Annotated in this window: 25 protein-coding genes and 3 tRNA genes; 16 read left to right on the forward strand and 12 right to left on the reverse strand. The window is 39.8% G+C overall.

Annotation, left to right across the window (positions count from 1 at the left end; all coding sequences use genetic code 11):
* The first annotated feature begins 13 nt into the window (after positions 1 to 13).
* Positions 14 to 928: an alpha/beta fold hydrolase gene (locus tag LEP1GSC185_RS02570; protein WP_008589384.1), complete on the forward strand. Its 915-nt coding sequence runs from the start codon at positions 14 to 16 to the stop codon at positions 926 to 928.
* 85 nt (positions 929 to 1,013) lie between these two features.
* Positions 1,014 to 2,120 carry a M23 family metallopeptidase gene (locus LEP1GSC185_RS02575; RefSeq protein ID WP_008591163.1) on the forward strand — a complete coding sequence of 369 codons (1,107 nt, stop codon included), beginning with the start codon at positions 1,014 to 1,016 and terminating at the stop codon, positions 2,118 to 2,120.
* Positions 2,121 to 2,168: 48 nt separating this feature from the next.
* Here LEP1GSC185_RS02575 and LEP1GSC185_RS02580 read toward each other — a convergent pair whose 3' ends face one another.
* The gene (locus tag LEP1GSC185_RS02580; protein WP_244264624.1) at positions 2,169 to 3,308 is read right to left on the reverse strand and encodes a citrate synthase/methylcitrate synthase; all 1,140 of its coding nucleotides are present in this window, start codon (positions 3,306 to 3,308) and stop codon (positions 2,169 to 2,171) included.
* Positions 3,309 to 3,377: 69 nt separating this feature from the next.
* Between LEP1GSC185_RS02580 and LEP1GSC185_RS02585 the strand changes: the two genes are divergently transcribed.
* Together LEP1GSC185_RS02585 and LEP1GSC185_RS02590 are read left to right on the forward strand one after the other, a co-directional pair.
* Positions 3,378 to 4,637, forward strand: a complete 1,260-nt coding sequence (locus LEP1GSC185_RS02585; protein ID WP_008591475.1) for a citrate synthase family protein — start codon at positions 3,378 to 3,380, stop codon at positions 4,635 to 4,637.
* A gap of 61 nt (positions 4,638 to 4,698) precedes the next feature.
* Positions 4,699 to 5,268 carry a DUF1569 domain-containing protein gene (locus LEP1GSC185_RS02590; RefSeq protein WP_008590582.1) on the forward strand — a complete coding sequence of 190 codons (570 nt, stop codon included), beginning with the start codon at positions 4,699 to 4,701 and terminating at the stop codon, positions 5,266 to 5,268.
* Positions 5,269 to 5,273: 5 nt separating this feature from the next.
* Here the strand turns inward: LEP1GSC185_RS02590 and LEP1GSC185_RS02595 are convergent, their stop codons facing one another.
* On the reverse strand, positions 5,274 to 6,374 hold the full coding sequence (locus LEP1GSC185_RS02595) for a hypothetical protein (protein WP_008591604.1): 1,101 nt from the start codon (positions 6,372 to 6,374) through the stop codon (positions 5,274 to 5,276).
* On the opposite strand from LEP1GSC185_RS02595, the gene LEP1GSC185_RS02600 reads away from it, so the two are divergent.
* The gene (locus tag LEP1GSC185_RS02600) at positions 6,361 to 6,975 is read left to right on the forward strand and encodes a hypothetical protein (protein ID WP_008590284.1); all 615 of its coding nucleotides are present in this window, start codon (positions 6,361 to 6,363) and stop codon (positions 6,973 to 6,975) included. The genes LEP1GSC185_RS02595 and LEP1GSC185_RS02600 overlap by 14 nt on opposite strands.
* Here the strand turns inward: LEP1GSC185_RS02600 and hpt are convergent.
* Together hpt and LEP1GSC185_RS02610 are read right to left on the reverse strand one after the other, a co-directional pair.
* Positions 6,960 to 7,505, reverse strand: coding sequence for a hypoxanthine phosphoribosyltransferase (gene hpt / locus LEP1GSC185_RS02605; RefSeq protein ID WP_008591530.1), 546 nt, complete (start codon positions 7,503 to 7,505; stop codon positions 6,960 to 6,962). The two genes, LEP1GSC185_RS02600 and hpt, sit on opposite strands and share 16 nt — an antisense overlap.
* A complete protein-coding gene (locus LEP1GSC185_RS02610; RefSeq protein ID WP_008591713.1) occupies positions 7,502 to 7,996 on the reverse strand; it encodes a SixA phosphatase family protein in 495 nt (164 codons plus the stop codon). Before LEP1GSC185_RS02610 ends, hpt begins: the two co-directional genes overlap by 4 nt.
* Positions 7,997 to 8,087: 91 nt before the next feature.
* Between LEP1GSC185_RS02610 and LEP1GSC185_RS02615 the strand changes: the two genes are divergently transcribed.
* A complete protein-coding gene (locus LEP1GSC185_RS02615; RefSeq protein WP_008590349.1) occupies positions 8,088 to 8,750 on the forward strand; it encodes a hypothetical protein in 663 nt (220 codons plus the stop codon).
* A 2-nt stretch (positions 8,751 to 8,752) separates the two neighbouring features.
* On the opposite strand, the gene LEP1GSC185_RS02620 is transcribed toward LEP1GSC185_RS02615, so the two are convergent.
* The 5 genes from LEP1GSC185_RS02620 to LEP1GSC185_RS02640 all read right to left on the reverse strand — a co-directional run bounded on the left by LEP1GSC185_RS02620 (position 8,753) and on the right by LEP1GSC185_RS02640 (position 14,265).
* Positions 8,753 to 9,850: a quinone-dependent dihydroorotate dehydrogenase gene (locus LEP1GSC185_RS02620; RefSeq protein WP_008589552.1), complete on the reverse strand. Its 1,098-nt coding sequence runs from the start codon at positions 9,848 to 9,850 to the stop codon at positions 8,753 to 8,755.
* 24 nt (positions 9,851 to 9,874) lie between these two features.
* Positions 9,875 to 10,942 carry an ABC transporter permease gene (locus LEP1GSC185_RS02625; protein ID WP_008590626.1) on the reverse strand — a complete coding sequence of 356 codons (1,068 nt, stop codon included), beginning with the start codon at positions 10,940 to 10,942 and terminating at the stop codon, positions 9,875 to 9,877.
* Positions 10,939 to 11,877 carry an ABC transporter ATP-binding protein gene (locus LEP1GSC185_RS02630; RefSeq protein WP_008589854.1) on the reverse strand — a complete coding sequence of 313 codons (939 nt, stop codon included), beginning with the start codon at positions 11,875 to 11,877 and terminating at the stop codon, positions 10,939 to 10,941. The genes LEP1GSC185_RS02625 and LEP1GSC185_RS02630 overlap by 4 nt, the downstream gene beginning before the upstream one ends.
* A 127-nt stretch (positions 11,878 to 12,004) precedes the next feature.
* Complete coding sequence (locus LEP1GSC185_RS02635) at positions 12,005 to 13,006, reverse strand: patatin-like phospholipase family protein (protein ID WP_008591098.1); 1,002 nt, start codon at positions 13,004 to 13,006, stop codon at positions 12,005 to 12,007.
* Positions 13,007 to 13,077: 71 nt separating this feature from the next.
* Positions 13,078 to 14,265, reverse strand: coding sequence for a class I SAM-dependent RNA methyltransferase (locus LEP1GSC185_RS02640; RefSeq protein ID WP_008590136.1), 1,188 nt, complete (start codon positions 14,263 to 14,265; stop codon positions 13,078 to 13,080).
* Between the two features lie 54 nt (positions 14,266 to 14,319).
* Here LEP1GSC185_RS02640 and LEP1GSC185_RS02645 point away from each other — a divergent pair.
* The 7 genes from LEP1GSC185_RS02645 (at position 14,320) to LEP1GSC185_RS02675 (ending at position 16,237) form a co-directional block, all read left to right on the forward strand.
* Positions 14,320 to 14,405 (forward strand) — tRNA-Ser (locus tag LEP1GSC185_RS02645).
* A gap of 13 nt (positions 14,406 to 14,418) precedes the next feature.
* Positions 14,419 to 14,507: transfer RNA gene (locus tag LEP1GSC185_RS02650), tRNA-Ser, on the forward strand.
* 42 nt (positions 14,508 to 14,549) lie between these two features.
* A complete protein-coding gene (locus LEP1GSC185_RS02655; protein ID WP_008591317.1) occupies positions 14,550 to 14,996 on the forward strand; it encodes a magnetosome magnetite crystal formation protein family in 447 nt (148 codons plus the stop codon).
* Positions 14,950 to 15,381, forward strand: a complete 432-nt coding sequence (locus LEP1GSC185_RS02660) for a hypothetical protein (protein ID WP_008589631.1) — start codon at positions 14,950 to 14,952, stop codon at positions 15,379 to 15,381. Before LEP1GSC185_RS02655 ends, LEP1GSC185_RS02660 begins: the two co-directional genes overlap by 47 nt.
* A 6-nt stretch (positions 15,382 to 15,387) precedes the next feature.
* Positions 15,388 to 15,464, forward strand: a tRNA-Arg gene (locus LEP1GSC185_RS02665).
* A 133-nt stretch (positions 15,465 to 15,597) separates the two neighbouring features.
* Positions 15,598 to 15,777, forward strand: a complete 180-nt coding sequence (locus tag LEP1GSC185_RS02670) for a hypothetical protein (RefSeq protein ID WP_010515017.1) — start codon at positions 15,598 to 15,600, stop codon at positions 15,775 to 15,777.
* Positions 15,761 to 16,237, forward strand: coding sequence for a WbuC family cupin fold metalloprotein (locus LEP1GSC185_RS02675; protein WP_008589907.1), 477 nt, complete (start codon positions 15,761 to 15,763; stop codon positions 16,235 to 16,237). The genes LEP1GSC185_RS02670 and LEP1GSC185_RS02675 overlap by 17 nt, the downstream gene beginning before the upstream one ends.
* A gap of 51 nt (positions 16,238 to 16,288) precedes the next feature.
* Here the strand turns inward: LEP1GSC185_RS02675 and LEP1GSC185_RS20000 are convergent, their stop codons facing one another.
* Positions 16,289 to 16,465 carry a hypothetical protein gene (locus tag LEP1GSC185_RS20000; RefSeq protein WP_008591083.1) on the reverse strand — a complete coding sequence of 59 codons (177 nt, stop codon included), beginning with the start codon at positions 16,463 to 16,465 and terminating at the stop codon, positions 16,289 to 16,291.
* 209 nt (positions 16,466 to 16,674) lie between these two features.
* Between LEP1GSC185_RS20000 and LEP1GSC185_RS02680 the strand changes: the two genes are divergently transcribed.
* Both LEP1GSC185_RS02680 and LEP1GSC185_RS02685 read left to right on the forward strand, forming a co-directional pair.
* Positions 16,675 to 16,953, forward strand: coding sequence for a hypothetical protein (locus tag LEP1GSC185_RS02680; protein ID WP_008590334.1), 279 nt, complete (start codon positions 16,675 to 16,677; stop codon positions 16,951 to 16,953).
* 18 nt (positions 16,954 to 16,971) lie between these two features.
* Entirely contained in the window at positions 16,972 to 17,682 is a 711-nt protein-coding gene (locus tag LEP1GSC185_RS02685) for a lysophospholipid acyltransferase family protein (RefSeq protein ID WP_008590246.1), read from the forward strand.
* Here the strand turns inward: LEP1GSC185_RS02685 and dapF are convergent.
* Positions 17,679 to 18,548, reverse strand: coding sequence for a diaminopimelate epimerase (dapF, locus tag LEP1GSC185_RS02690; protein WP_008591423.1), 870 nt, complete (start codon positions 18,546 to 18,548; stop codon positions 17,679 to 17,681). The two genes, LEP1GSC185_RS02685 and dapF, sit on opposite strands and share 4 nt — an antisense overlap.
* Before the next feature lie 151 nt (positions 18,549 to 18,699).
* Here dapF and LEP1GSC185_RS02695 point away from each other — a divergent pair, with 151 nt between their 5' ends.
* The gene (locus LEP1GSC185_RS02695) at positions 18,700 to 19,560 is read left to right on the forward strand and encodes a class I SAM-dependent methyltransferase (RefSeq protein WP_008591318.1); all 861 of its coding nucleotides are present in this window, start codon (positions 18,700 to 18,702) and stop codon (positions 19,558 to 19,560) included.
* Between the two features lie 13 nt (positions 19,561 to 19,573).
* Here LEP1GSC185_RS02695 and LEP1GSC185_RS02700 read toward each other — a convergent pair whose 3' ends face one another.
* Positions 19,574 to 20,326, reverse strand: a complete 753-nt coding sequence (locus LEP1GSC185_RS02700) for an HAD family hydrolase (RefSeq protein ID WP_008589829.1) — start codon at positions 20,324 to 20,326, stop codon at positions 19,574 to 19,576.
* Positions 20,327 to 20,413: the final 87 nt, after the last annotated feature.

Raw genomic sequence — 20,413 nt, forward strand, 5'->3', positions numbered from 1 at the left:
CTGCGGCTCAGTTATGTCAATCGAACTGCTGGAGAAACAAAATCCATTTCCATTTCCTTCCGATTTTCCGGAAGTACGTTCCAAATATATAGATGCAAACGGACAAAAATTTTTCTTATTAGAGTCTGGGCCTAAAGACGGAAAACCGCTTCTGTTATTACATGGCTTTCCCGAATTTTCTTATGCCTGGAAAAACCAAATCGGTTATTTTGCAAAACTTGGATATTTAGTAATCGCTCCTGATCAAAGAGGATATGCAAGAAGTTCCAAACCTAAATCTATTTCCGATTATGGGTTAGATATTTTATCCGAAGACATCATATCAATTTTAGATGCATACGGAATTCCAAAGACGGATATTATTGCTCATGATTGGGGAGGGGCGGTAGCATATTGGACCCTGTCCAGATTTCCGGAACGATTTAGAAAAGCATGTATCTTGAATGTTCCTCATCCAACGATCATGAAAAGAAAAATCCTTTCTGATAAGTCTCAAAGAAAGAAGAGCATGTATATTCTTTTCTTTCGAATTCCTTGGTTGCCGGAATTCCTACTTTCCAGATTAAATTTTAGAAAATTAGAAAGGTCCTTAACTAAAACATCAATAAAAGGAGCGTTTTCTCCGGAAGAGATTTCTTTTTATAAAGAAGCATGGGTAATACCCGGATGTGTAAAGTCGATGCTTCACTGGTATCGTGCAGCAGTTAAAAATCCTCCTAAATTGATCCGGACCAGAAAGATTAAAGTCCCCACTCGGATTTTTTGGGGAGAAAAAGACAGATTTCTAGCGAAAGAAATGGCAGAAGAAACTCTGGAATTATTCTCAGATGCTTCCGTTCGATTCTTTTCTAAAGGTACCCATTGGATCCATCATGAGATCCCCGAGATATTGAATCCTGAACTTGCATCCTTTTTATCGGAGGAATAGATTCTTTCCAAATTTGGAAAAATATTTCTGTACCAATATACGTCTTATCCGATTATGAGAATGTCCGCAGTAGATTCTTTTTCCAATGTACAGCTTTTCTAAAAATATTTTCCTATTTATCTCCTTAGTTCTTTTTTTCAGCTCCTTACATTTTGCAAAGGAGTCCGATCAAAAGAAGAAAAAAGAAGAACCTAAAAAAGCTTCCGTTCTTCCTAAACTAAACCAGGTAGCCTTAAATTCTAAACCGGAAAAGAAGAAGGAGGATAAAAAATCTAAGATCGTCTCTTCCGAAAAAAAATCATCCAAAAGGATGAAAGGTGAGATCGTAGAAAAGCAGGAGGAACTTTTTTCATTCTCTCTTGCAGGTAGAAAGTTCGCGCAAGGGGAACTTCTATTTTTAAAAATAAAACCTTTACCAAAAATTCTGGATAAGCTCGGAAATTTTACGATCAGTTGGGACGGGCAAGAAATACCATTCACTCAAAGGCAAGGTTATATTCTCACCTTTCTTCCAATTTCTCCCGAATTTTCAAAAGCTTACGGAGTTTTGGAATTAACCGAAAAACATCTTTTTACCAAAAACGATTCCAAGAAGTACGAGATCCCGATCCAAAAGACAAGTTTTGCAACTTCCAAAGTTTCTCATCTAACGATGGACAAACAATACACAACCGACGAACTTTCAGATGAAACAAAAGCGTTCATCAAAGAATGTTCCGAAGCGAAAGCGAAGGCATTTCAATCCAAGTCCGATCTTCAAGTGGAAACGGATTTCGAATATCCCGTTCACAATCCGATATTAAACAGTCCTTTTTATAAACGTAGGATCTACAACAAAGAGAAAGGTCGTCCTCATGGTGGTTCCGATTTTAAAGGTGGTATCGGGGATCCGATCTACGCGATCAATGATGGCACTGTAATTTTAGCAAGATCTATGTATTATGAAGGCAATTTCACTGTGATAGATCACGGTTTGGAAGTGTATTCCTTATATATGCACCAATCAGAAATTTTAGTAAAACCTGGAGACAAAGTAAAGAAGGGAGATTTGATCGGAAAGATCGGATCCACAGGTATGTCGACCGGACCTCATTTACATTTAGGGCTTAGAGTTTTAGGAACGATGATCGACCCGCTTTCCGTCGTTCAAACGGATCTAATCGAAGCTAGAAAGAAAACCTCCAAGAAATGATCGGATCGGGAGAGAAGGAATATTTCTCTCCCGATATTTGAACTCTTTTCAATTCCAAAGCTTTCCATCCTCACCTGTATAGATAGCATCCGGTCGGATGATCCTTTCCTGCAATTGTTCGAAACAATGAGCAGTCCATCCTGCGGCCCTTCCCATAGCAAATACTGGAGTGAATATTTCGGTCGGAAATCCTAATCCATGAAGAAGTAACGCCGTATAAAATTCCACATTGGTCTGCAGAATTCTATCTGGTTTATATTCTTTCAGTAATCCTAAAGCGGTTTTTTCTACGAACATTGCAAGATCATAGAATTCCCTTTTTTCATCCGTATCGTATAGAATTTTTGCCGCCTTCGCAAGGACATCAGCACGAGGATCTCTGACCTTGTATATCCTATGCCCGAAACCCATTAGTCTTTCGTTATGTTTTAATTTTTCTCTTAGAACCTTCTCAGCGTTTTCCTTGGCTCCAATCTCAAAGACAGTGTCTAATGCCGGACCAGGCGCTCCTCCATGAAGAGGTCCTTTTAACGCACCAAGTCCTCCGGTGACCGCAGAGATCATATCTGATTGAGTGGAAATGATCACTCTCGCAGCAAATGTAGAAGCATTCAATCCGTGATCACAAACAGTATTCAAATAGGTATTTAATGCACGAACACTTCTTGGATCAGGATCGTTTCCGTTCAACATGTATAGAAAGTTGGCTGCAATATCTAAGTCCTGTCTAGGAAGAACCGGTGTCTGACCCTTCAACAAACGATACGCCCAGGCAACTATCAAAGGAAACGTGGAAAGAACTGCCATCGCATCTTTTCTAGGATCTTCTTTTTGAGAACCTAAAGAAAGAGCAGCAGATCCGATCCGAAGTATATCTATTAAAGGAAGATTTGCATAGACCGCCTCTTCGATGATAGTCCGTATTACTTTAGAAAATCTCCTAGAAGATCTGAGTTCCTCCGAGAACAAACTTGTTTCGGTAGGTTTTGGCCTTCTATCATTCCAAAGCATAAAGATTGTTTCTTCAAAGACAGCCTTACCTGCGAATTCTTCCACAGGATAACCTGCTATGATCAATCTTCCTCCCTTTCCATCTACTTGAGAAAGTTTGGTCCTTGCCGCTGGAATCCCTTCTAAACCCGGGCTATATATTTTCTCTTTTTCCTGTTCAGAGATTAGCATTTTCATTCTCCTTTGTTTCTCTATAAGTTTAGCGGGTTGACAATACATAGTCAATGTTGATAATTTTGTCAATATATGGCTTTTTCTTCAAAAAAACCGTTCTTAAATGCGGACGAGGCCGCTTCCGCCCTTGGAGTAGAAGTCCAGACCATATACGCGTACGTTAGTCGCGGTCTATTACATTCCGAATCCGGAGGCAATAAAGACAGAAGTAAACGATATAGAAGAGAAGATATAGAACAATTATTGCTTCGCAGAGAAGAACGAAGCCAGCCAGGCAAAACTGCCAAAGCCGCCCTCTCTTTAGGGCAACCTGTTTTAGAATCTTCGATCACGTTGCTTGGAGAAAATTCTCTCTTTTACAGAGGAAAGGATGTCTTAGAACTTTCAGAAAATGGAAGTTTTGAAGATATTGCATGTTTACTTTGGGAAGCGAAAGAAACAAATCCATTCGAATCGGATTGGCCGATACTATCCGGCGAATGTAATAAAATCCTAAAATTATTAGAAGGTCGGCCCATTTTAGATATTTCCAGGATCTTATTGCCTTTTTTAGAATATGAAGATGCAAAAGCATTTCGAAAAGATCCTAAAACTTTCAGAAAAACCTCTTCTTCTATATTAAGATATCTTACTTTATTCTCTTCCGGTAAAACTAACTCCGAAGGAAAAATTTCGGAAACACTTTTGAACGGATGGAATCAACCGCGAAAAAAAGAAGATCCGAATTATTTAGCCAAGCTTAGACTCTTAGAAGCAGCTTTAATTCTTTCTGCTGACCATGAGTTAAATGTTTCATCTTTTACGGCAAGATGTGTCGCTTCCAGTGAAGCTTCTCTCTATCAAGTTGTGCTTGCGGGGCTCGCGGCCTTGTCGGGCCCAAAACACGGATTACTAACCGAGAAAGCTATCCTTCTTCTTTCTCAAGCAAGCGGAAACAAAAAGAAAGACAAACAACTCTTAGAAGAAAAATTAAGGAATGGGGAAAATATTCCCGGGTTCGGACATCCTCTTTACAAAAAAGGAGATCCAAGAGGCAGAAAGCTGATCCAGATGGTCGAAAGATCTTTTTCAGAAGACCCGGATGTACAACTATATCTACAATTCTTAAAACAGATAGAAGAACTTTTAGAGGATTATGCGACAGTCGATGCGGGACTTGCGCTTGTTTCGAAAGCGCTCAAATTACCTAAAGGCGCGGGTATCGGGATTTTTGCGATAGGTAGAACTGCAGGTTGGTTGGCTCATGCAATGGAACAGTACGATTCCGGAAATTTGATCCGACCTAGAGCAAAGTACATCGGAAACCTTCCCCAAGAGTCATCAAATTCTTGACTCAGTCTATCCATTGCATTAGTAATAGGAAAATATATAAATAAGAACTGCGGAGTGCTCTATGTCGGATCTTAATTTTTCCAGAAAGGAATTTATTCAAAAAGCTGTCACCGTTGGAATTTTAACAAGCTCAGCAACAGTATTAGAATCATGCTCCAATGCTCCCGCAGACATAAAAGAAAGGGGTTTAAAATTTTCTAATTTTTCGGAAGTGAATACCGAGTTAGAAAAAATACTTCTCTCTAAAACGATTATCCCGTACGGGGAATGGAGTCCTAGTCAAATCCTTCTCCATTGTGCGCAAAGTATTTACTATTCTATAAAAGGTTATCCGGAAAACAAATCCGAGATCTTCCAAAACACTTTAGGCAAGATCGCATTCTGGAATTTTTCTAGAAAAGGAAAGATGTCTCACGACTTGAATGCTCCTATTCCAGGTGCAGATGTTTTACAATTAGGTATTTCAATTTCAGATAGTGTTCTTGAATTAAAAAAAGCAATCTCGGCATTTTCCAATTATACAGGAGAATTTGCTCCTCACTTTGCTTATGGAAAACTAACAAAGCAAGAATATGAACTTGCTCATGCAATGCATATTGCAAATCACTTAGATTACGTAACGATCAATTAAAGATCTTACTCTTCTATCTTTACGCTGGTTAGGATCTTTTCCACGGATTCTTCGTGTTTTCTTCCTTTGATCAGACTTTCGTCTATGATAAATACCAGACTATAAGGTTGTTTGTGTTTTCCTAAGAAGAACATTCCGGTTTTTGCATATCTCGGTCTAAGAACATCGTAGAATGTCCAAAACGTCCCGAAGTATCTTTCTTCAAAAACTTCTCTTTCTAACTCGTTCAATTCTTGGATATCTCCTCTTTGCAATTGAAGATCCAAAAACTTTTTAAATTGAGAAAGTAGCTCCGATTCATCGTCGAATCTGAACGGAATAAAAAAGATCCTTATAACCGGATAACGATTCGGATCCGAATCACTGGAAGAAATTATCCCTGCAATTTGTCCAATACCAGTTTTATCTTCCAGATTCAAATTTTGCGGATTATGAAAATAAAACTCCTCAGGCAACAGAATGCTTAGTTTTAGATCTTCGTTATGTAGAGTGCGACTCTCTTCGTTGTAATTCCAACGAGACAGATCCTTTTGTTCAAAATCAGGTTTGAACATGGAATAGGCTACGAATATCTCCGCCTTCTGCAAACTTTTAAAGCTGATAAGTCCGGAAGCTAAGACAACTAATCCTAATAATCCGATTTTATAATATGTTTTATTGTCGATGAGCCTTGCGCTCAAAACTCCAGCAGCATATACTAGAAGGAAAAGGATGCCGGACCTATTCTCGAAAAATCCTGTGAGCCAACATGCTAGAACCGAAAAAGCGAAAAAGGCAGCTTCGACCCAAGGGACTAATTTGATGGTCGGTCTCTCGATCCCTACTTCCGCAAAGATCGCTGGTAAAACGATCTTAGTTTCTAGCTTTCGGAACGCGAATACGATCCCCCAAAAAAGAATACCCGATACCAGGTAGCCGATCAAAGCCAGACCGACCATCCAGAATAATGGAAGATGGGCCTCATGATAAAATAAAAAATATAACGCAAAAACGGAATATACCAGGAAGAGCTTTTTAGTTAAGGAAAGTTCTTGCAGCTTTCGATACAGGGCTGTTCTCTTTTCCCATCCTGGAATTTTAGGGAATGAATTAATGAACCAGATCACCCAGTTTTTCTCCAATCTAAAGGCGGACTTTGACAGGCTAAACCAATCCGTGGACGATCTGGTGAAAACCTATAAGGCCATCGTTCAATTTCTGGATTTGATTTCAAATCTCTTTCCTATTGATCTGGTTTTGGTTTTATTACTTTCACTGCCTTTATTATACGTTATCAATACCTTATCACCTTCGACACCCAGAGTAAACTATACGATCTCCGTGGTTTTTATCTCAGGACTTAGATCCTTATTAAGTCATTCGATTTCCGGATCTTGGGAAATTTTTGCGGTAACTAAGACAGTGCTATTTCTTCTTATTCCAGCTTATATTTTGGTAATTCTTAAGTTTGGATTTTCCCTATTTCACAAGTATAGGGTAAAGAAGAAGGCGCTCTCTCCCGGACATTTAGAATCTTCCTTTATTAGTCTACAAAAGGCGTACCATGATCTAAGCGCGGAAATCTATTCTGAACTCGGAAAGAACGAAGGTAAAGGTTTTGTAGATGGACAAAAGTTTATACAAAAGATCCAAGTTCTGGAGAACAGTATCACCGGATTAAAAACTTTGATCAAAAAGCCGGAAGAAACCTCTCATTCCTCCGAATAAAGGAATATTCCGGGTAAATTTCGGAATTTGCCATCGTAATCAAGGCCGTATCCGATCACGAATTCCTTTCCTATATTCCAGCCGACATACTTGATTGGATATCCTACAGCCTCTCCACCTTCCTTAAATAATAGAGAAGCTACTTCAAGTGATTTGGGTTTTTTGGATAAAACATGGGAGATCAAAAATTTTAGAGTGCGACCGGTATCTACGATATCTTCTACAATTAAAACATCTCTACCTTCAATGTCCGAATCCAAATCTTTGAGCAATTCTACATTTCCGGAAGATTCCGTTCCGATATATGATTTTGCTTGGATAAAATCCAATTCGATCGGGATCGGAACCGCTTTAGTGAGATCAGAGAAGAAGTAAACTCCTCCTCTTAAGACACATACAAAAACGGGTTTTTTCTCTATATAGTCGTTTGCAATTTGTAAGCCCAACTCTCCGACCCTTGCCAAGATCATCTCTTCGCTGAACAAGATCTGAAAGGGAATATTATTAAAATTTGAAATATTATTCTTCATGGGATCCAAAACCGTTTGAGTCTACAACTTTGTCTTCCAAGATCCGCCCAGTCCTTTTGATCAGTTATCAAACTTATAAAAGAAGATGTTGGAAATTTCTCGAAAAGAGAATCGGGATTATTTCCCAATAATAAATAATTAGCTAAGTCTTCCATTCCAGGATTATGGCCGATCAAAACTACGCTATTAATTTTAGAAGTAAGACCTCTTAATATCCTAAGTAAGTCGGAATATTCCGCCTCATATATTTCACTTATAATCTTAGTCTCTTTTGTAATATTGTGAAAACTTTGTAATATCTTCCATGTCTCCGAAGTTCTGATCGATGGCGAAACAAGGGCGACATCCGCAACAAAGGAAATCTTCTCCACATATTTTCCTAAAAATCGTGCGTTTTTACGACCTCTTTTTGATAAAGGACGTTCCTTATCCTTTAAATGAGTATCGCTCCAATCGGATTTAGAATGTCTTATGAGATGAATCTCTTTCAAAATCCTCTTCTCCTCCACGATAAAGCTTGAGATTTAGAATTTCATTGACAAGGATCTTTCCTGACGATAAAACTTCTGAGCTATGTCAAAGATGTATATTATCGGAGTGGTCCTATTAATATCCTTTGCCACAAACCTTTCTTCACAAATTGCAGGAACTCCTGACGAGGAAAAGGCTAAAAAAGAATTACAAAATCAATGGTCTAAAAAATTCCCAGGAGACAGAATACTTTCCGTCCAAGCTGCAGGAAAACCTAAGCTGATCGAAAAAGAAGCTCCGGAAGAAAATGCACCGACAGATTTGAGATACAAATTTTCCTTCTTCGTAACTAGCCGCAAAAAAGAAGGCCAGACGACCAAAACTCCCGTTGGAGTGATCTACCAATTCGTAAGAGAGAAAGGTTGGATCTTCTCCGATATTGGGATGGCAAGGTCAGTTGTAGTCACAGAACCAGGAAAAGAACCTCCTTCTAAAGACGAAGTCTATCAAATAGTCGAAGAAGCAATCTTAGAAGAAAAGGGAAAATCCAAATCGGTCGACTCAATTCGTTTAACAGAACCAGAATTCGGCCAGAATTTAACTCCTAATAAAGAGCAATTTTGGTTCAGATACGAGGGAGATTTCGAAATTTCAGAAAACGGGTCTAAAACGATTTGTTCCGATATAGTCATTCGTTTGGTAAAGGAACAAAACTCGGCCGTCTGGAAGGCAGAATGGGAAGAAAAAGGAAAATGTAAAGTATCTGAAGAATAAGATCAGATCTTATTCTTTCCTACTAAATCGCTAATTGATCTCGCTCCTGTTTGTTTCAGAACTCCATCTAGATACTCTAATATTCTCACAGGTAAAAACGGTCCGTTGTATACATAACCTGTATACAATTGAATCAGGTCGGCTCCTGCTAAAATTTTTTCTAAGGCAGCTTCTCCCGAATTAATACCACCGACTCCTATGATAGGAAGACTTCCTTTTAAGATGGAGTAAGCATATCTAACAAATTCAGTTGATCTTTGACGAAGCGGTTTTCCGGAAACTCCACCTTCTTTTTCCACGTTTGGATACCTGGACAAAACGGATTTGTCTATAGTAGTGTTGGTAAGAATGACGCCTGATAATTTGGAATCTGGTAGGAGCTCCAACAAAGTCTTCAATTCTTCTTTTTCCATATCCGGAGCGAATTTCACAAAAGTTGGAATTGGAAATTTTCCACCTAAGCCGCTTCTAATACCATCCATCAACTTAGTAAAGTTTTCCTTTTTCTGGAAATTTCTGAGACCGGGAGTATTGGGAGAGGATATATTGATCACAGCATAGTCTGCATAAGAAGTGAGTTTTTTTAGAGAATATACGTAATCCTCGACTGCATTCTCTTCCGAGACAATTTTTGTTTTGCCTACATTGATCCCTCTTACGCAGTTCTTTTTTTGCTTTCGGATCGTTTCTTCTGCAGCATCCGCTCCCGGATTATTAAAACCCATTCGATTGATCAGAGCTTCATCTTCGGCGTATCTAAAGATTCTTGGTTTCGGATTTCCAGGCTGAGCCTGACCTGTGATCGTTCCGATTTCTATCGAACCAAAACCTAATCGGGAAAGAAACGGATACAATTCTCCCGTCTTATCGAAACCGGCACCTAATCCGACCGGATTTACGAACTCGATTCCTGCGACTTTCGTTTTCAAACGATCGCTGGAATAATTCATGAGTGATTCCAAAACGGGAAACACAAACGGAAGTTTTTTAGAAAGCCCAAGTAAGTTCTGGGCCAAGTTATGAGCGGATTCCGGATGAATACTTAAGAAAAAAGGTTTTGCGGTTTTTTCATAAACCCATTGTTTCCATTCAGAATTCATCCGGTTCCCTTGCAGATAGAACTATTAAGACCAGCGAAATATACGAAGCCCAACGCCCAAGAAAAAAAATCCGATCCCAATCATAAACACGCAAGGGTAGACTATTTCTGCAAGCCCGGCTCCTTCTATAAAGACGGCTCTCAATGAATCGGCCACCAAGGTTAAAGGTAAATGTTTTATGAAAGGGAGCACTATATCCGGAAAGTTTTTATAACTGAAGAATATTCCTGAAAGGACCATCATAGGAAAAGTAAACGCGTTTACTAACCCGTTCCCTACCTGAGCACTTTGCGCTCTGGAACCAACAAAGATCCCGATACATGCAAATACGAAATTTCCAGTCAGAAAGATCAAAAGTGCCGCAGGAACAGAACCGAAAAATGCATTTTCAAAAACGGTAAACGTAAACGTTAAGAAGATGATGGATTCTACAGTAGTGACAAAAATCCGAGTGAAGAAGAAGGACATTACAAACGCCAACTTATTCATTGGAGTTGCGGACATTCTTCTTAAAAGTTTTTTCATCCTCATCTCGATCAGATTCCAACCAACTCCCCAAAGACAGGAGTTCATGACTCCCATTGCAAGCATTCCAGGAACGAGATAATCAATGTATCTTGTCCCTTTCGAATCTAATTTTCGGATGTTCGAACTAACTTTCTCTTTTTCCTGCATAGCTAAAAGAGCATTGGAAAGTAGAAGATAATCTCTCTGTGCATTTGCATTATTCGGATCAAAAGAAAATTCTAAATTTCCTTTTTCATCTTCATTTACCAAAAGATTGATTTCCCCTCTTTTGAGCGCTTTGATCGCTTCTTCTTGCGTTAGGATCTGTGGAACTATCACTCCTAATCCGTCGGAATTTCCACCGGCAGAATTCGAGAATGCTTTTTCGATCTTTGTAGAAAGTCCGCTCGCATCAAATGAAGAAGATACTATCGCAACCCTTGTTTGGGGCGCTCCCTTAGAAGTGAATGCAATTCCTAATACACCTGCGATCGCAATTGGAAATATAAACGCCCAGAAAAGAATCCCGGGTTCTCTATAAAATTCTTTTAATTGAATCGTGACTAAATGATAGATTTGTTTCATTCTTCCAACCCTCTTCCGGTCATAGAAAGGAATAAGTCGTCCAAGGTCTTTTTATGACATTCCAGTTCTTTTAAAACGATCCCTGCTTTAGAAAAAGAATCCAACATGGAAGGAAGATAATCCGTAATTCTTTCCACATAGATCCTTCCTTCTTTCGTGTCGGAATTCCAACTGAATTTGAATTTTCCTTTTTCAGGAAGATATCCGCTCGGATCCGATCCATTCTCTAAAGAGAAACGAACAATTTCTCCGCCACCCAGTTTTCCTAAAAGATGGGATAATGTCCCTTGGTCTAAAATTCGACCCTTATCCATTACGATAATCCTTTCGCAGAGAACTTCCGCTTCTTCCATATAATGAGTGGTGAGGATCATAGTGGTTCCGTATTCTCTTAGATCTTCTAAGATTTTCCAGATATCTCTTCTGGCACCCGGATCTAAACCTGTAGTAGGCTCATCCAAAAAAAGAATTTCGGGTTTGTTCATAATAGAAACACCCAATGCCAATCTTTGTCTTTGGCCTCCGGACAAACTATTCACGAAGGACTTATTTTTTTCAGTGAGTCTAGTGAGTTCTAAAATTTCATGAAGCCTGGATTCAGGTGCCTTGTAGAAACTTCCAAATAATTTCAAAGTTTCCCAAACAGTGGCTCTATCCATAAATCTGGTCTCTTGCAAAGCGAGACCGATATTACTTCTTAAAAAAGTTTCGCTTTCTTTCCAACTTGTACCTAAAATTTGGATCTTACCTGAATCAGGAAATTGGATGCCTTCCAACATTTCAATAAGAGTTGTTTTACCGGCTCCATTCGGCCCAAGCAAACCAACAAACTCTCCCTTTTTGATTTCAAGCGAGAGATCGCTGACAGCGGTTACATCTTTGAATTTTTTAGTTACATTAGATACCGATATGATCGGGTTTTGAATCTTATCCACAGTACAACCTGAAAATCATGATTTAAAAAGAATTCGGGGACTTCGACACTTTTTGGAAGTAGTCAAAAAAATAATGATGAAATAAAAAACGGACCGGTGATCGATCCGTAAAAAATTCAGAATGAATTTAATTCTTACGCAGCTTTTCCGCTTTTTTCACCCAGTCTTTCTTGAGATATTCCAAGATCTGATCCTTCTTTTTTAAGGCGTCCGATTTTCCCATCTCGTAAGCCTCTCTCACTCCTTTTGCATTTGTGTAATCGAAAGAAGTGATCGGTAGAGATTTGGACGGAGTTACTAAAAAACAACGATCCAATAAATAAGGGTCTTTTCCGACTATGGTAGTCGATTCGTAATGTATTCCGATAATTTTTGCATTGGGAGGAAACGCTTCCAAAAGTAAATTATTCGTAAGCCCTCCGTCCAAATAATATTCCTTTCCGTGATTCTGAAAAGAAACAATAGGGGGAATAGAAGAAGAATTCAGAATGATCTGTTCGATCACGCTCGGGTCCCTAAAATCAGCTTCCGTAAAAAGGACTTCTTTCATATTCCAATTTCTTAAAACACGAAATGTTCGTTCCGTATAAAGTCCTTTGTTGCGGTCCCTTTCGTCTTCTAAAAATGCTTTTCCAGTTTCTGCAATCAATCTTGCTAGCCTGAACGTGTTCTTGTTGGAATCGTCTTTAGGAAAAGCTTTGATCGTATGAATAAAAACTTTTGCACCGGAGCGGATAATTTTATCGAAGTCCATCCCGAATCGAATGGTCCTACGATACATGTCTTCATGGGGAAATGCTTTCTCCCCGCTGAATAATCGAGTGAAATAAAAATTACGAGGGTTCTTACGTACTATTCTTTCAAAAAAGGAAACCGATTCTTCCTCTGTTTCGCAGAGTAAAGAAAGAACCATTGCAGCGCCTGCGGAAACTCCCGACACTTGTCTGAGTTTTAATCCCCAGGTTTTTAATTCATGCCCAAAGCCCAAACCGTAGAAAGCCTTACAACCGCCGCCTGCAATCGCAAAACAAATCTCATCTTCTAACCAAATCCCTTGGAGGACCTCGCCGAATTTGGATCCAGGATCTGACTTTTTAGAAGGAAGTTCATATTCATCTATGATCGGCATTTAGTTTCTCCGGAGTCCTGGCTCCATATAGCCATTTTCCGATTTTGGATTAGAATTCTAAAAGTAAAAAATCAAAGATCTAAAAGGACCAAAACCTCGAAATGTTTGGTTCTTGGAAAAAAATCGGTAAGAACGATTTCCGTTAACCTATATCCGGAGCTTTTTAAGATCCCAAGGTCCCTTGCTAAGGTGCTCGGATTGCAGCTAGAATAAATAACGCGAGAAGGTCTGGATCTATTCAGAAAATCCAATAAGGAAGGAGAAGCTCCGGCCCTCGGCGGATTTAAAATACATAAATCCGCACCATAAGAATCCAATTTTTTTGGGAGGGAAGAATTCAGATCCAATGTATGGAATTCTAAACTAAGATATCCGGCATTTTTCGCATTTTTCTCAGCTGCTTTTACCGAAGAGTCGGACAATTCATAACCGGAAAGACGGCTTACCAAATGACCGATCGCCAAACTGATTAACCCAGCTCCAGAATAAAATTCTAATACAGAACCGCAGTCTTTAGGTATCCAAGAACGTATCTTGAGCATCCATTCTTCCAAAAGAAAACGATTCACTTGAGTAAAACCTTCTGCCGGAATGGACCATTCTAATTTTTCAGGAAGATAAGGACCTATCTTCACTTCTTGTTTATCGTATTCTAAAATTTGTCCGGAAGAATAACGAAGTCTCCAGTCGCCCCTTTTAGAGAATGTTTTCTTATTTCCTAAATTCTTTCGGATGTACTCGTTCATCTCGAAAGGAAGATGTTTACAACCTTCTTCAGGAAACGGGACCAAAGAGTTAGAGTTCTCCTTATAAAATCCCGTATTTGTTTTTCCTTTTTTGAATTCGATTTTGATCTGAGCTGTGTTGCGATAACTGTTAGAAGGGCCGCTTAAAATATCGATCTCGGGAATTTGAGACGGATCGAATTTAGAAACATAGAAAAAAGAATCCTTCAAAAGCGATTTTTTGATCTGAAGTTCTTCCTCATAAGGAATATGGCGATAAGAACAACCTCCGCATTCCGGAAATGCGGAACAATCGGACTCGATCCTAAGGGGAGAAATTTTTTCCGTAGATACAACGGTACCCCAAATCAGTTTAGAATTTTCTTTATCAGTTATGATCCGAATTGTTTCTCCCGGAACAGCTCCTTTTACAAAAACGGTTTTATTCTCCGTATGAGAAATACAAGTACCTAGATTCGCCCATTTCTCCGCGACCAATCCGGAAATTTCTCTACGGTTCTTTTCCGTACTCATAGGTAAATCACCTTGACAGGGTCCCCCATCTTGTCAGTAAAGTAATCCTTAACCGGAGAAGTGGCCGAGTGGTTTAAGGCAGCGGTCTTGAAAACCGTCGTGGGTAACTCCCACCGTGGGTTCGAATCCTACCTTCTCCGATGGAACAATACTGGAGATGTGCCTGAGCGGTCGAAAGGAGCAGTTTGCTAAACTGTCGTATGGGGTAACCTGTACCCAGGGTTCGAATCCCTGCGTCTCCGAAAGTTCCAAACTCTCACGCTGACCCCCCGGGAAATAAGAAGATGTCCGACCAGAGATTCAACACCCGGGAATTCTTGGAAGAGACCAAGCGATTATTAGAAGGGGAAGAATATCCAAATCTATTCGCTGCCATTTCTTATATTCCTTTTTTAGGATGGGTCATTCCTTGGTTTTTTAGAAAAAAACAGGAAATTTGCAAGTTTCACGCACTCCAAGCGATCAAGTTAAATCTTGGATTTGTATTTTTGTACTTGGTGGTTTGGTTCTTAAGAGAGTTCCCTATTTTAAGCACCATTTTAAAATGGATACATGCGAATCCGATCGTAACCGACTTTATCAGCTATGTCGCATGGCTAGCTTTACTTGGTTACGGAATTTTAGGAGCCTTACAAGCTTACCAAGGCAAACTGTTCGTATTACCATTATTCCCGGAAATAGAGAATGAAGTTCGAAAAATACTCAGCAAAATTAGAGGAACTCAAGGCTAAGGCCCTCGATTTTCTCTCTCCTTACTGGAACCAAGCCAAAAGTTTTATTAACACCGAAAGATTTCGTATCTATTTGGTGACTCTTCCTTTATTCGGAAATTGGCTGATCGGATTTTCTTTCTTCTCCAATGAAACGGAAGTTTACAGACATTCCAAACTTTCCTTTTTAAACGTTCTGTACTTTATCGCATTCTTAATATTGTCTTGGTTCTTCTCCTTTGTTCCTGTTGCGGGACCTTGGTTAGCGAACCTGGCTCACTTAGCCGGAGTGATTATCTATCTTGGCTTGTCCGGTTTACTGCTATACAATTACACCAAGGGAAAAAAACTGGTCCCGAAACTTCCCCAAGAGCACTTAGAGCTTTTGGAAAAGAAATTCTTTTAATCACCCGCGCCCATAGCTCAGCTGAATAGAGCGTCTGACTACGGATCAGAAGGTCGGAGGTTTGAATCCTTCTGGGCGCACCAACTTCTTCTTTTTCCCATAAACTCTGACATTATGTCCCAAATAGTTAAGAAAATATTTTAGAATTTCTATCAGAAAACTTGACTTTAATAATGAGTCTCAAGAACGATAGTTATAGAGAGACCGGGGACCAGAATGGAAAAGTGCCATTGTGCTCAAATCACGTTTGAAAAAATCGTAGAGACTGCTAAACAACAGGGACAAGACTATCGTGAAGTGGTAAAAGCTTGCGGAGCTGCGGATACTTGCACAGCCTGCACTGATTACCTAATCGCGTATTGTGAGCAGCATCTACAACTTGTCTCGGCCGGATAAATTACTCATAGATCAGGAGTTATTCGATAAACTCCTTCCACTTGCTTCCTCTTCCGCTAGAGGGAGAACCAATCACAATTTCCACGAACTAATAGAACCGTATCAGAGATTTCTGAATGTACTTACAAAGGACACTTACGTCCAAGCTCATCGCCACAAAAATCCTCCAAAGCCCGAGACCTTTTTAGTAATAAAAGGAAAACTAGGCTTCGTACTATTCGAAGAAGATGGAAAAGTAAGCGATAAGCATATCCTGAGTTCGGACGGACCGATCTACGGGATAGATATTCTTCCTGGAGTGTACCATACATTGGTCTCCCTTTCGGAAACCTGCATTTGTTTCGAAGGAAAATCAGGTCCGTACGATCCGGCCATCGACAAAGAGTTCGCAACTTGGGCTCCACCGGAGAACAGCGAAGATAAAACTCAATATCTGGATTTTCTCAGATCTCTTTTCTAAAATCAGAAACGATATAGTCTCTTATTCCTAACCCGCGTTGGGGATTAGGAATTAAGGTTTCTGATCGAAAATATCCTCGTACAATTCCCGGATCTTTTTCAAATTTCTTCCTGGCGGGGAAGGAAATGGAATGATCCTGCCTAGATTTTTCGCCGTACCGGTTTCTTTTATATCTTCCGATTCTTTATGATTATGTCTGTTTAAAGGGGGGAGATTTTCTCTCTCCATAACTTATTCCTTCGGAAAATCGAAGTCCTAAATTCAGTGACATTCGCGAGATTTTTTAAAAACGAAATCATAAAATCCGGTTTGAAATTTACGAAAACTGTTGCCATAGTATTTTCCCAGGCAAACATGCGAATGGTTTGAAAGGATTTTGCTTTTAGGCGATTCCGATCATATCCTATTCGAACTTCCCCTTAACGGAAAGGAAAAGTATGCCCGAATTCGATCAAATCGATCTGTTCAACTATGCCGCTTACGGCAATGAAGACGATCCTCAATGGGACGATATACGTAATTATATTCGCTCTAATGCCAACGCTTCGAAGGAATATGAGGAGATCAAAAAAAATCTCTCCAATGTTCAACCGAAACGAAAACAAAAAGATCTCGGAAGACTCCGACAAGAGATAAAATCCTCTGATGGAGATCCAAGTTCTAATAAGCCTGCTGGTCAGGATAAAAAATGGTGGAGCGTTTTCTTAGGAGAATAGTCGCTAAGGAAGGTTGCCATGGAGAAAGAAGCAAAAACATATCTTCGGATCAAAAATTTCGTGGCTCCCTTTATTGGTTTAGCCGTGAACATCAGCGCGTACGGAACCGAAAATATAATAACTAACGGTAAGGTAATCCTCACCTGCAATCATAGATCCGATATGGATCCGTTTATTCTTTCTTACACCTTTCCCAGATTCATTTCTTGGATCGCAGCGGAGTACACTTTCAGAATTCCTATCTTCCGGGACCTTGCAAAGATCGCAGGCGGGATCCCAATGTCTATCGATGGGAATATTTCCCTCGGCTCCATTAAGATGATCCAACAGGTTTTTAAAAAAGGAGAGACCCTAGGAATTTTCCCGGAAGGCCACGACTATATGGTCAAAAACGATTTTAAATCCGGAATGGTGGACTTTCATTCAGGATTCGCTGCATTCTCCATACGTAACAAAGTGGATATTCTTCCTTCCGTAATTATCCCAGTAGAGGAATCTTATTCTGATATCCCGATTCCGCCTATCGTTCGCAGCTTTATGGGAATGCCTAAAGAAGTCTGCGATATCAAAAAACGTGCAATCTACAAAAAAGTAAAAGTGATCTACGGAGAAAAAGTAGATCATAGAGAATTTCTTTCCGGTTCCTTAGAGGAGAATATGAAACAACTCTCCGACGTGGTTAGAAGTAGAATGATCGCGTTACAAGAAGGTCAGTACGCGGAAGCTTAAACTTCCACGACTCCACTGAATACTTCTGTAGCAGGTCCTGTCATCAGCACATGACCTGATTCCAGCAACTGAACTCTTAAGGTCCCACCTCTTAGATCTATACGAACATCTTTGCCTGTCTTACCATTTAGGTGAGAAGCTGTCATCACAGCACAGGCACCTGTTCCACAAGCCAATGTTTCTCCAGCACCTCTTTCCCAAGTCCTTTGGTATAGATGGTCTTTTCCTCTTAACGATACGAATTCAACATTCACTCTGCGAGGAAATAGTTCCGTATAATTTTCGATCAATGGACCGATCTCACGGACTGGAAATTGATCCGGATCTTCCACATAAATAATGCAGTGTGGATTTCCCATACTTACAGCGCTGAATTTTAGATTATAAGAAGAATAACCTGGCAGCCCGCTTAAAAAAGAAAGCGGCTGTTCTAAGATCGGATTTTCGTTTTCCCATTTAACAGGGATTAAAGAAGGAACTAAGATCGGTTTTCCCATATCCACGGAAACCTGTTCCACTTTACCAGTTCCATTCACTTTAAGGTCGAGTTCTAAAATTCCGGCGCCCGTTTCTATCTTAGGTTGTTTTTTATTCGTAAGACCGTGATCGAACACGTATTTTCCTACGCACCGGATCCCATTTCCGCACATCTCGGAAGAAGAACCATCCGCATTGTACATATCCATTTGGAAATCGCCTTTATTGGATGCACGAATGAAGATCACACCGTCACCTCCGATCCCGAAATTACGGTCGGAAAGTTTTTGGATTTGCTCCGGACTCAGACGTAAATCGTCTTTTGTTGCATCCACATATACGTAATCGTTCCCGATCCCTTCCATCTTGGTAAAATGTACTTTAGCCAAAAGAATCTCCTAATCAAACCTGAGAGGTTGTTTCCATGCTTCCAATGGGACCTTCTCCGGAAAATCCAAAAAGCCCCGGAGAGGCTTTGTTTTTTACTGGAATTTAAAGACTCGCCCCGAAGGATACACTATCACCTAAACGGAACTCCCTTTGAACCAGACCTGTTATCTTTGCGGAAGCCAGAAAAACAAAACCTTATTCGTCGAAAACGGAATCCCAATCGTGCGTTGTTTAAATTGCAGCCACGCATTCTCCACTTACGAACAAGACGAACATTACGAAGGATACTGGGACGACGAAACCGGTTATGATTTAGACTGGTGGGATGTGGCTCATAGAGAGATCTATAAAGACTTCATAGGCAAATTTCTTTCAGCTCCTAAGGGAAAAATTTTGGACGTTGGTTGCGGACTCGGATTCTTCGTTAAAACGATCGGAACTTCAAGACCGGGTTGGGAAGCGGTAGGTTACGAGATCTCCGAAAAAGCGGTCAAATTCGCGAGAGAAAAAAACGGTCTCAAACAAGTGTTCCCGGGTATCGTCCAAGACAGCGGACTTCCAAAAGAAAGTTTTGATATTATAACTCTTTGGGATGTAATTGAACATATCCCCAAACCTCATAGCCTTATCCAGTATCTGTTCGGACTCTTGAAACCCGGCGGATTCTTATTCGTGCAAACTCCTAATTTTCCGGTCCAGCTATTCAAAGCAAAATTGAAAGTAGCTTTAAAAGGAATGCAAGAAGGCGGACATTATTTAGAGGCGAAAGATCATATTAACGATTACACGGAAAAGACCTTGGGACTCCTTGCTGAACAATGCGGGTTTAGTTCCGTTGAATTTTCGATCTTAAAACCGATTGCGTCCGTATCCGGAGTTTCCGGCCCCAAAGCAAAATTAGGAGTTTTCTTAAAGAAGACATTCTATTACGGAACCTTAATGCTCTGGTATCTAACATTCAAACAAGTAAATCTGAATCTGACCTTGTTTGCTTTGCTAAAGAAAAAGTAATCGTTTAAAAAGTTTAAAGGACAATCCCTTTCTCCAAACTTAAAATATAATTTAAAGCGGAGGAAAGATCTGGAGATTCCCAATATTCTTTTCCTTCCAACGTTTTCTTTTCCAGAACTGATTTAGTTTTGGCGGAAGAGATAGGACTTTTCAAATAAAAAGATTCTAACCCGAAAGAAAGTCCACCGCCTACATCATCCTTTAGAGAATCTCCGATAATATAAGACTTTTCAGGATCGACACCCGTTAGTGCCTTATTAAAGATCAAGGCTGAAGGTTTTTCTGCTCCGCTTTCTTCTGAGGTCACTAATCTGTATCGAATATCTTTTGGAAATAGAACGGATAATTTCAGTAATTGAGTTCTGAGAGATTCGTTTGTGATAATGATCAAATCCTGAACTTCTTGTAAGGCTCTTAATAGAGAGAGGATCTTTTTGAACTCTGCAGAATTCTTCTTTTTCCAATCTTTGATTCCTTGTAGAAAAAACCCAAAGTATACAGAATCCAATTTGAGAACAAAAGAAGGATCTAACTTTCCAAAAAGAAGCTCGGACATCTTCTTAAAATAAAGAATACGGAGTCGATTGACCGGATTGTTCGGAAGTTCTTTTTTCACTTCTGCACGAACAGTGTCGTAAGCCTTTTTGAATTCTTTGGAAGAGGAGAAGCCTAAGGCCTTTGCCTTTTTTTCCATTTCACGGATCGTAAACTCATAGATCCCTATAGAATCGAAGACCGTATTATCCAAATCCAAAAGAACTGCCATAACTCTAAAAATCCCGGACCTATCGGAAAGCCAAGGAGAGTTTTGGAAAATACTCGGGAAATTTCTTTTTCCTTGCTTCTTCTTCCC

Origin of the sequence: Leptospira licerasiae serovar Varillal str. VAR 010, from assembly GCF_000244755.1 — a bacterium.
Taxonomy (GTDB): domain Bacteria; phylum Spirochaetota; class Leptospiria; order Leptospirales; family Leptospiraceae; genus Leptospira_B; species Leptospira_B licerasiae.

Excerpts from the sequence above, each read along its gene's own strand:
- hpt (WP_008591530.1), bottom strand. The coding sequence starts at position 7,505 with ATGAAGAATAATATTTCAAATTTTAATAATATTCCCTTTCAGATCTTG.
- LEP1GSC185_RS02625 (WP_008590626.1), bottom strand. The coding sequence starts at position 10,942 with ATGAAACAAATCTATCATTTAGTCACGATTCAATTAAAAGAATTTTAT.
- LEP1GSC185_RS02620 (WP_008589552.1), bottom strand. The coding sequence starts at position 9,850 with ATGAATTCTGAATGGAAACAATGGGTTTATGAAAAAACCGCAAAACCT.
- LEP1GSC185_RS02640 (WP_008590136.1), bottom strand. The coding sequence starts at position 14,265 with ATGAGTACGGAAAAGAACCGTAGAGAAATTTCCGGATTGGTCGCGGAG.
- LEP1GSC185_RS02635 (WP_008591098.1), bottom strand. The coding sequence starts at position 13,006 with ATGCCGATCATAGATGAATATGAACTTCCTTCTAAAAAGTCAGATCCT.
- LEP1GSC185_RS20000 (WP_008591083.1), bottom strand. The coding sequence starts at position 16,465 with ATGGAGAGAGAAAATCTCCCCCCTTTAAACAGACATAATCATAAAGAA.
- LEP1GSC185_RS02700 (WP_008589829.1), bottom strand. The coding sequence starts at position 20,326 with ATGGCAGTTCTTTTGGATTTGGATAATACGGTCTTCGATTCTATAGGG.
- LEP1GSC185_RS02655 (WP_008591317.1), top strand. The coding sequence starts at position 14,550 with ATGTCCGACCAGAGATTCAACACCCGGGAATTCTTGGAAGAGACCAAG.
- LEP1GSC185_RS02575 (WP_008591163.1), top strand. The coding sequence starts at position 1,014 with ATGTACAGCTTTTCTAAAAATATTTTCCTATTTATCTCCTTAGTTCTT.
- LEP1GSC185_RS02615 (WP_008590349.1), top strand. The coding sequence starts at position 8,088 with ATGTATATTATCGGAGTGGTCCTATTAATATCCTTTGCCACAAACCTT.
- LEP1GSC185_RS02600 (WP_008590284.1), top strand. The coding sequence starts at position 6,361 with ATGAACCAGATCACCCAGTTTTTCTCCAATCTAAAGGCGGACTTTGAC.
- LEP1GSC185_RS02585 (WP_008591475.1), top strand. The coding sequence starts at position 3,378 with ATGGCTTTTTCTTCAAAAAAACCGTTCTTAAATGCGGACGAGGCCGCT.
- LEP1GSC185_RS02570 (WP_008589384.1), top strand. The coding sequence starts at position 14 with ATGTCAATCGAACTGCTGGAGAAACAAAATCCATTTCCATTTCCTTCC.
- LEP1GSC185_RS02580 (WP_244264624.1), bottom strand. The coding sequence starts at position 3,308 with ATGAAAATGCTAATCTCTGAACAGGAAAAAGAGAAAATATATAGCCCG.
- LEP1GSC185_RS02680 (WP_008590334.1), top strand. The coding sequence starts at position 16,675 with ATGCCCGAATTCGATCAAATCGATCTGTTCAACTATGCCGCTTACGGC.
- LEP1GSC185_RS02660 (WP_008589631.1), top strand. The coding sequence starts at position 14,950 with ATGAAGTTCGAAAAATACTCAGCAAAATTAGAGGAACTCAAGGCTAAG.
- LEP1GSC185_RS02590 (WP_008590582.1), top strand. The coding sequence starts at position 4,699 with ATGTCGGATCTTAATTTTTCCAGAAAGGAATTTATTCAAAAAGCTGTC.
- LEP1GSC185_RS02685 (WP_008590246.1), top strand. The coding sequence starts at position 16,972 with ATGGAGAAAGAAGCAAAAACATATCTTCGGATCAAAAATTTCGTGGCT.
- LEP1GSC185_RS02670 (WP_010515017.1), top strand. The coding sequence starts at position 15,598 with ATGGAAAAGTGCCATTGTGCTCAAATCACGTTTGAAAAAATCGTAGAG.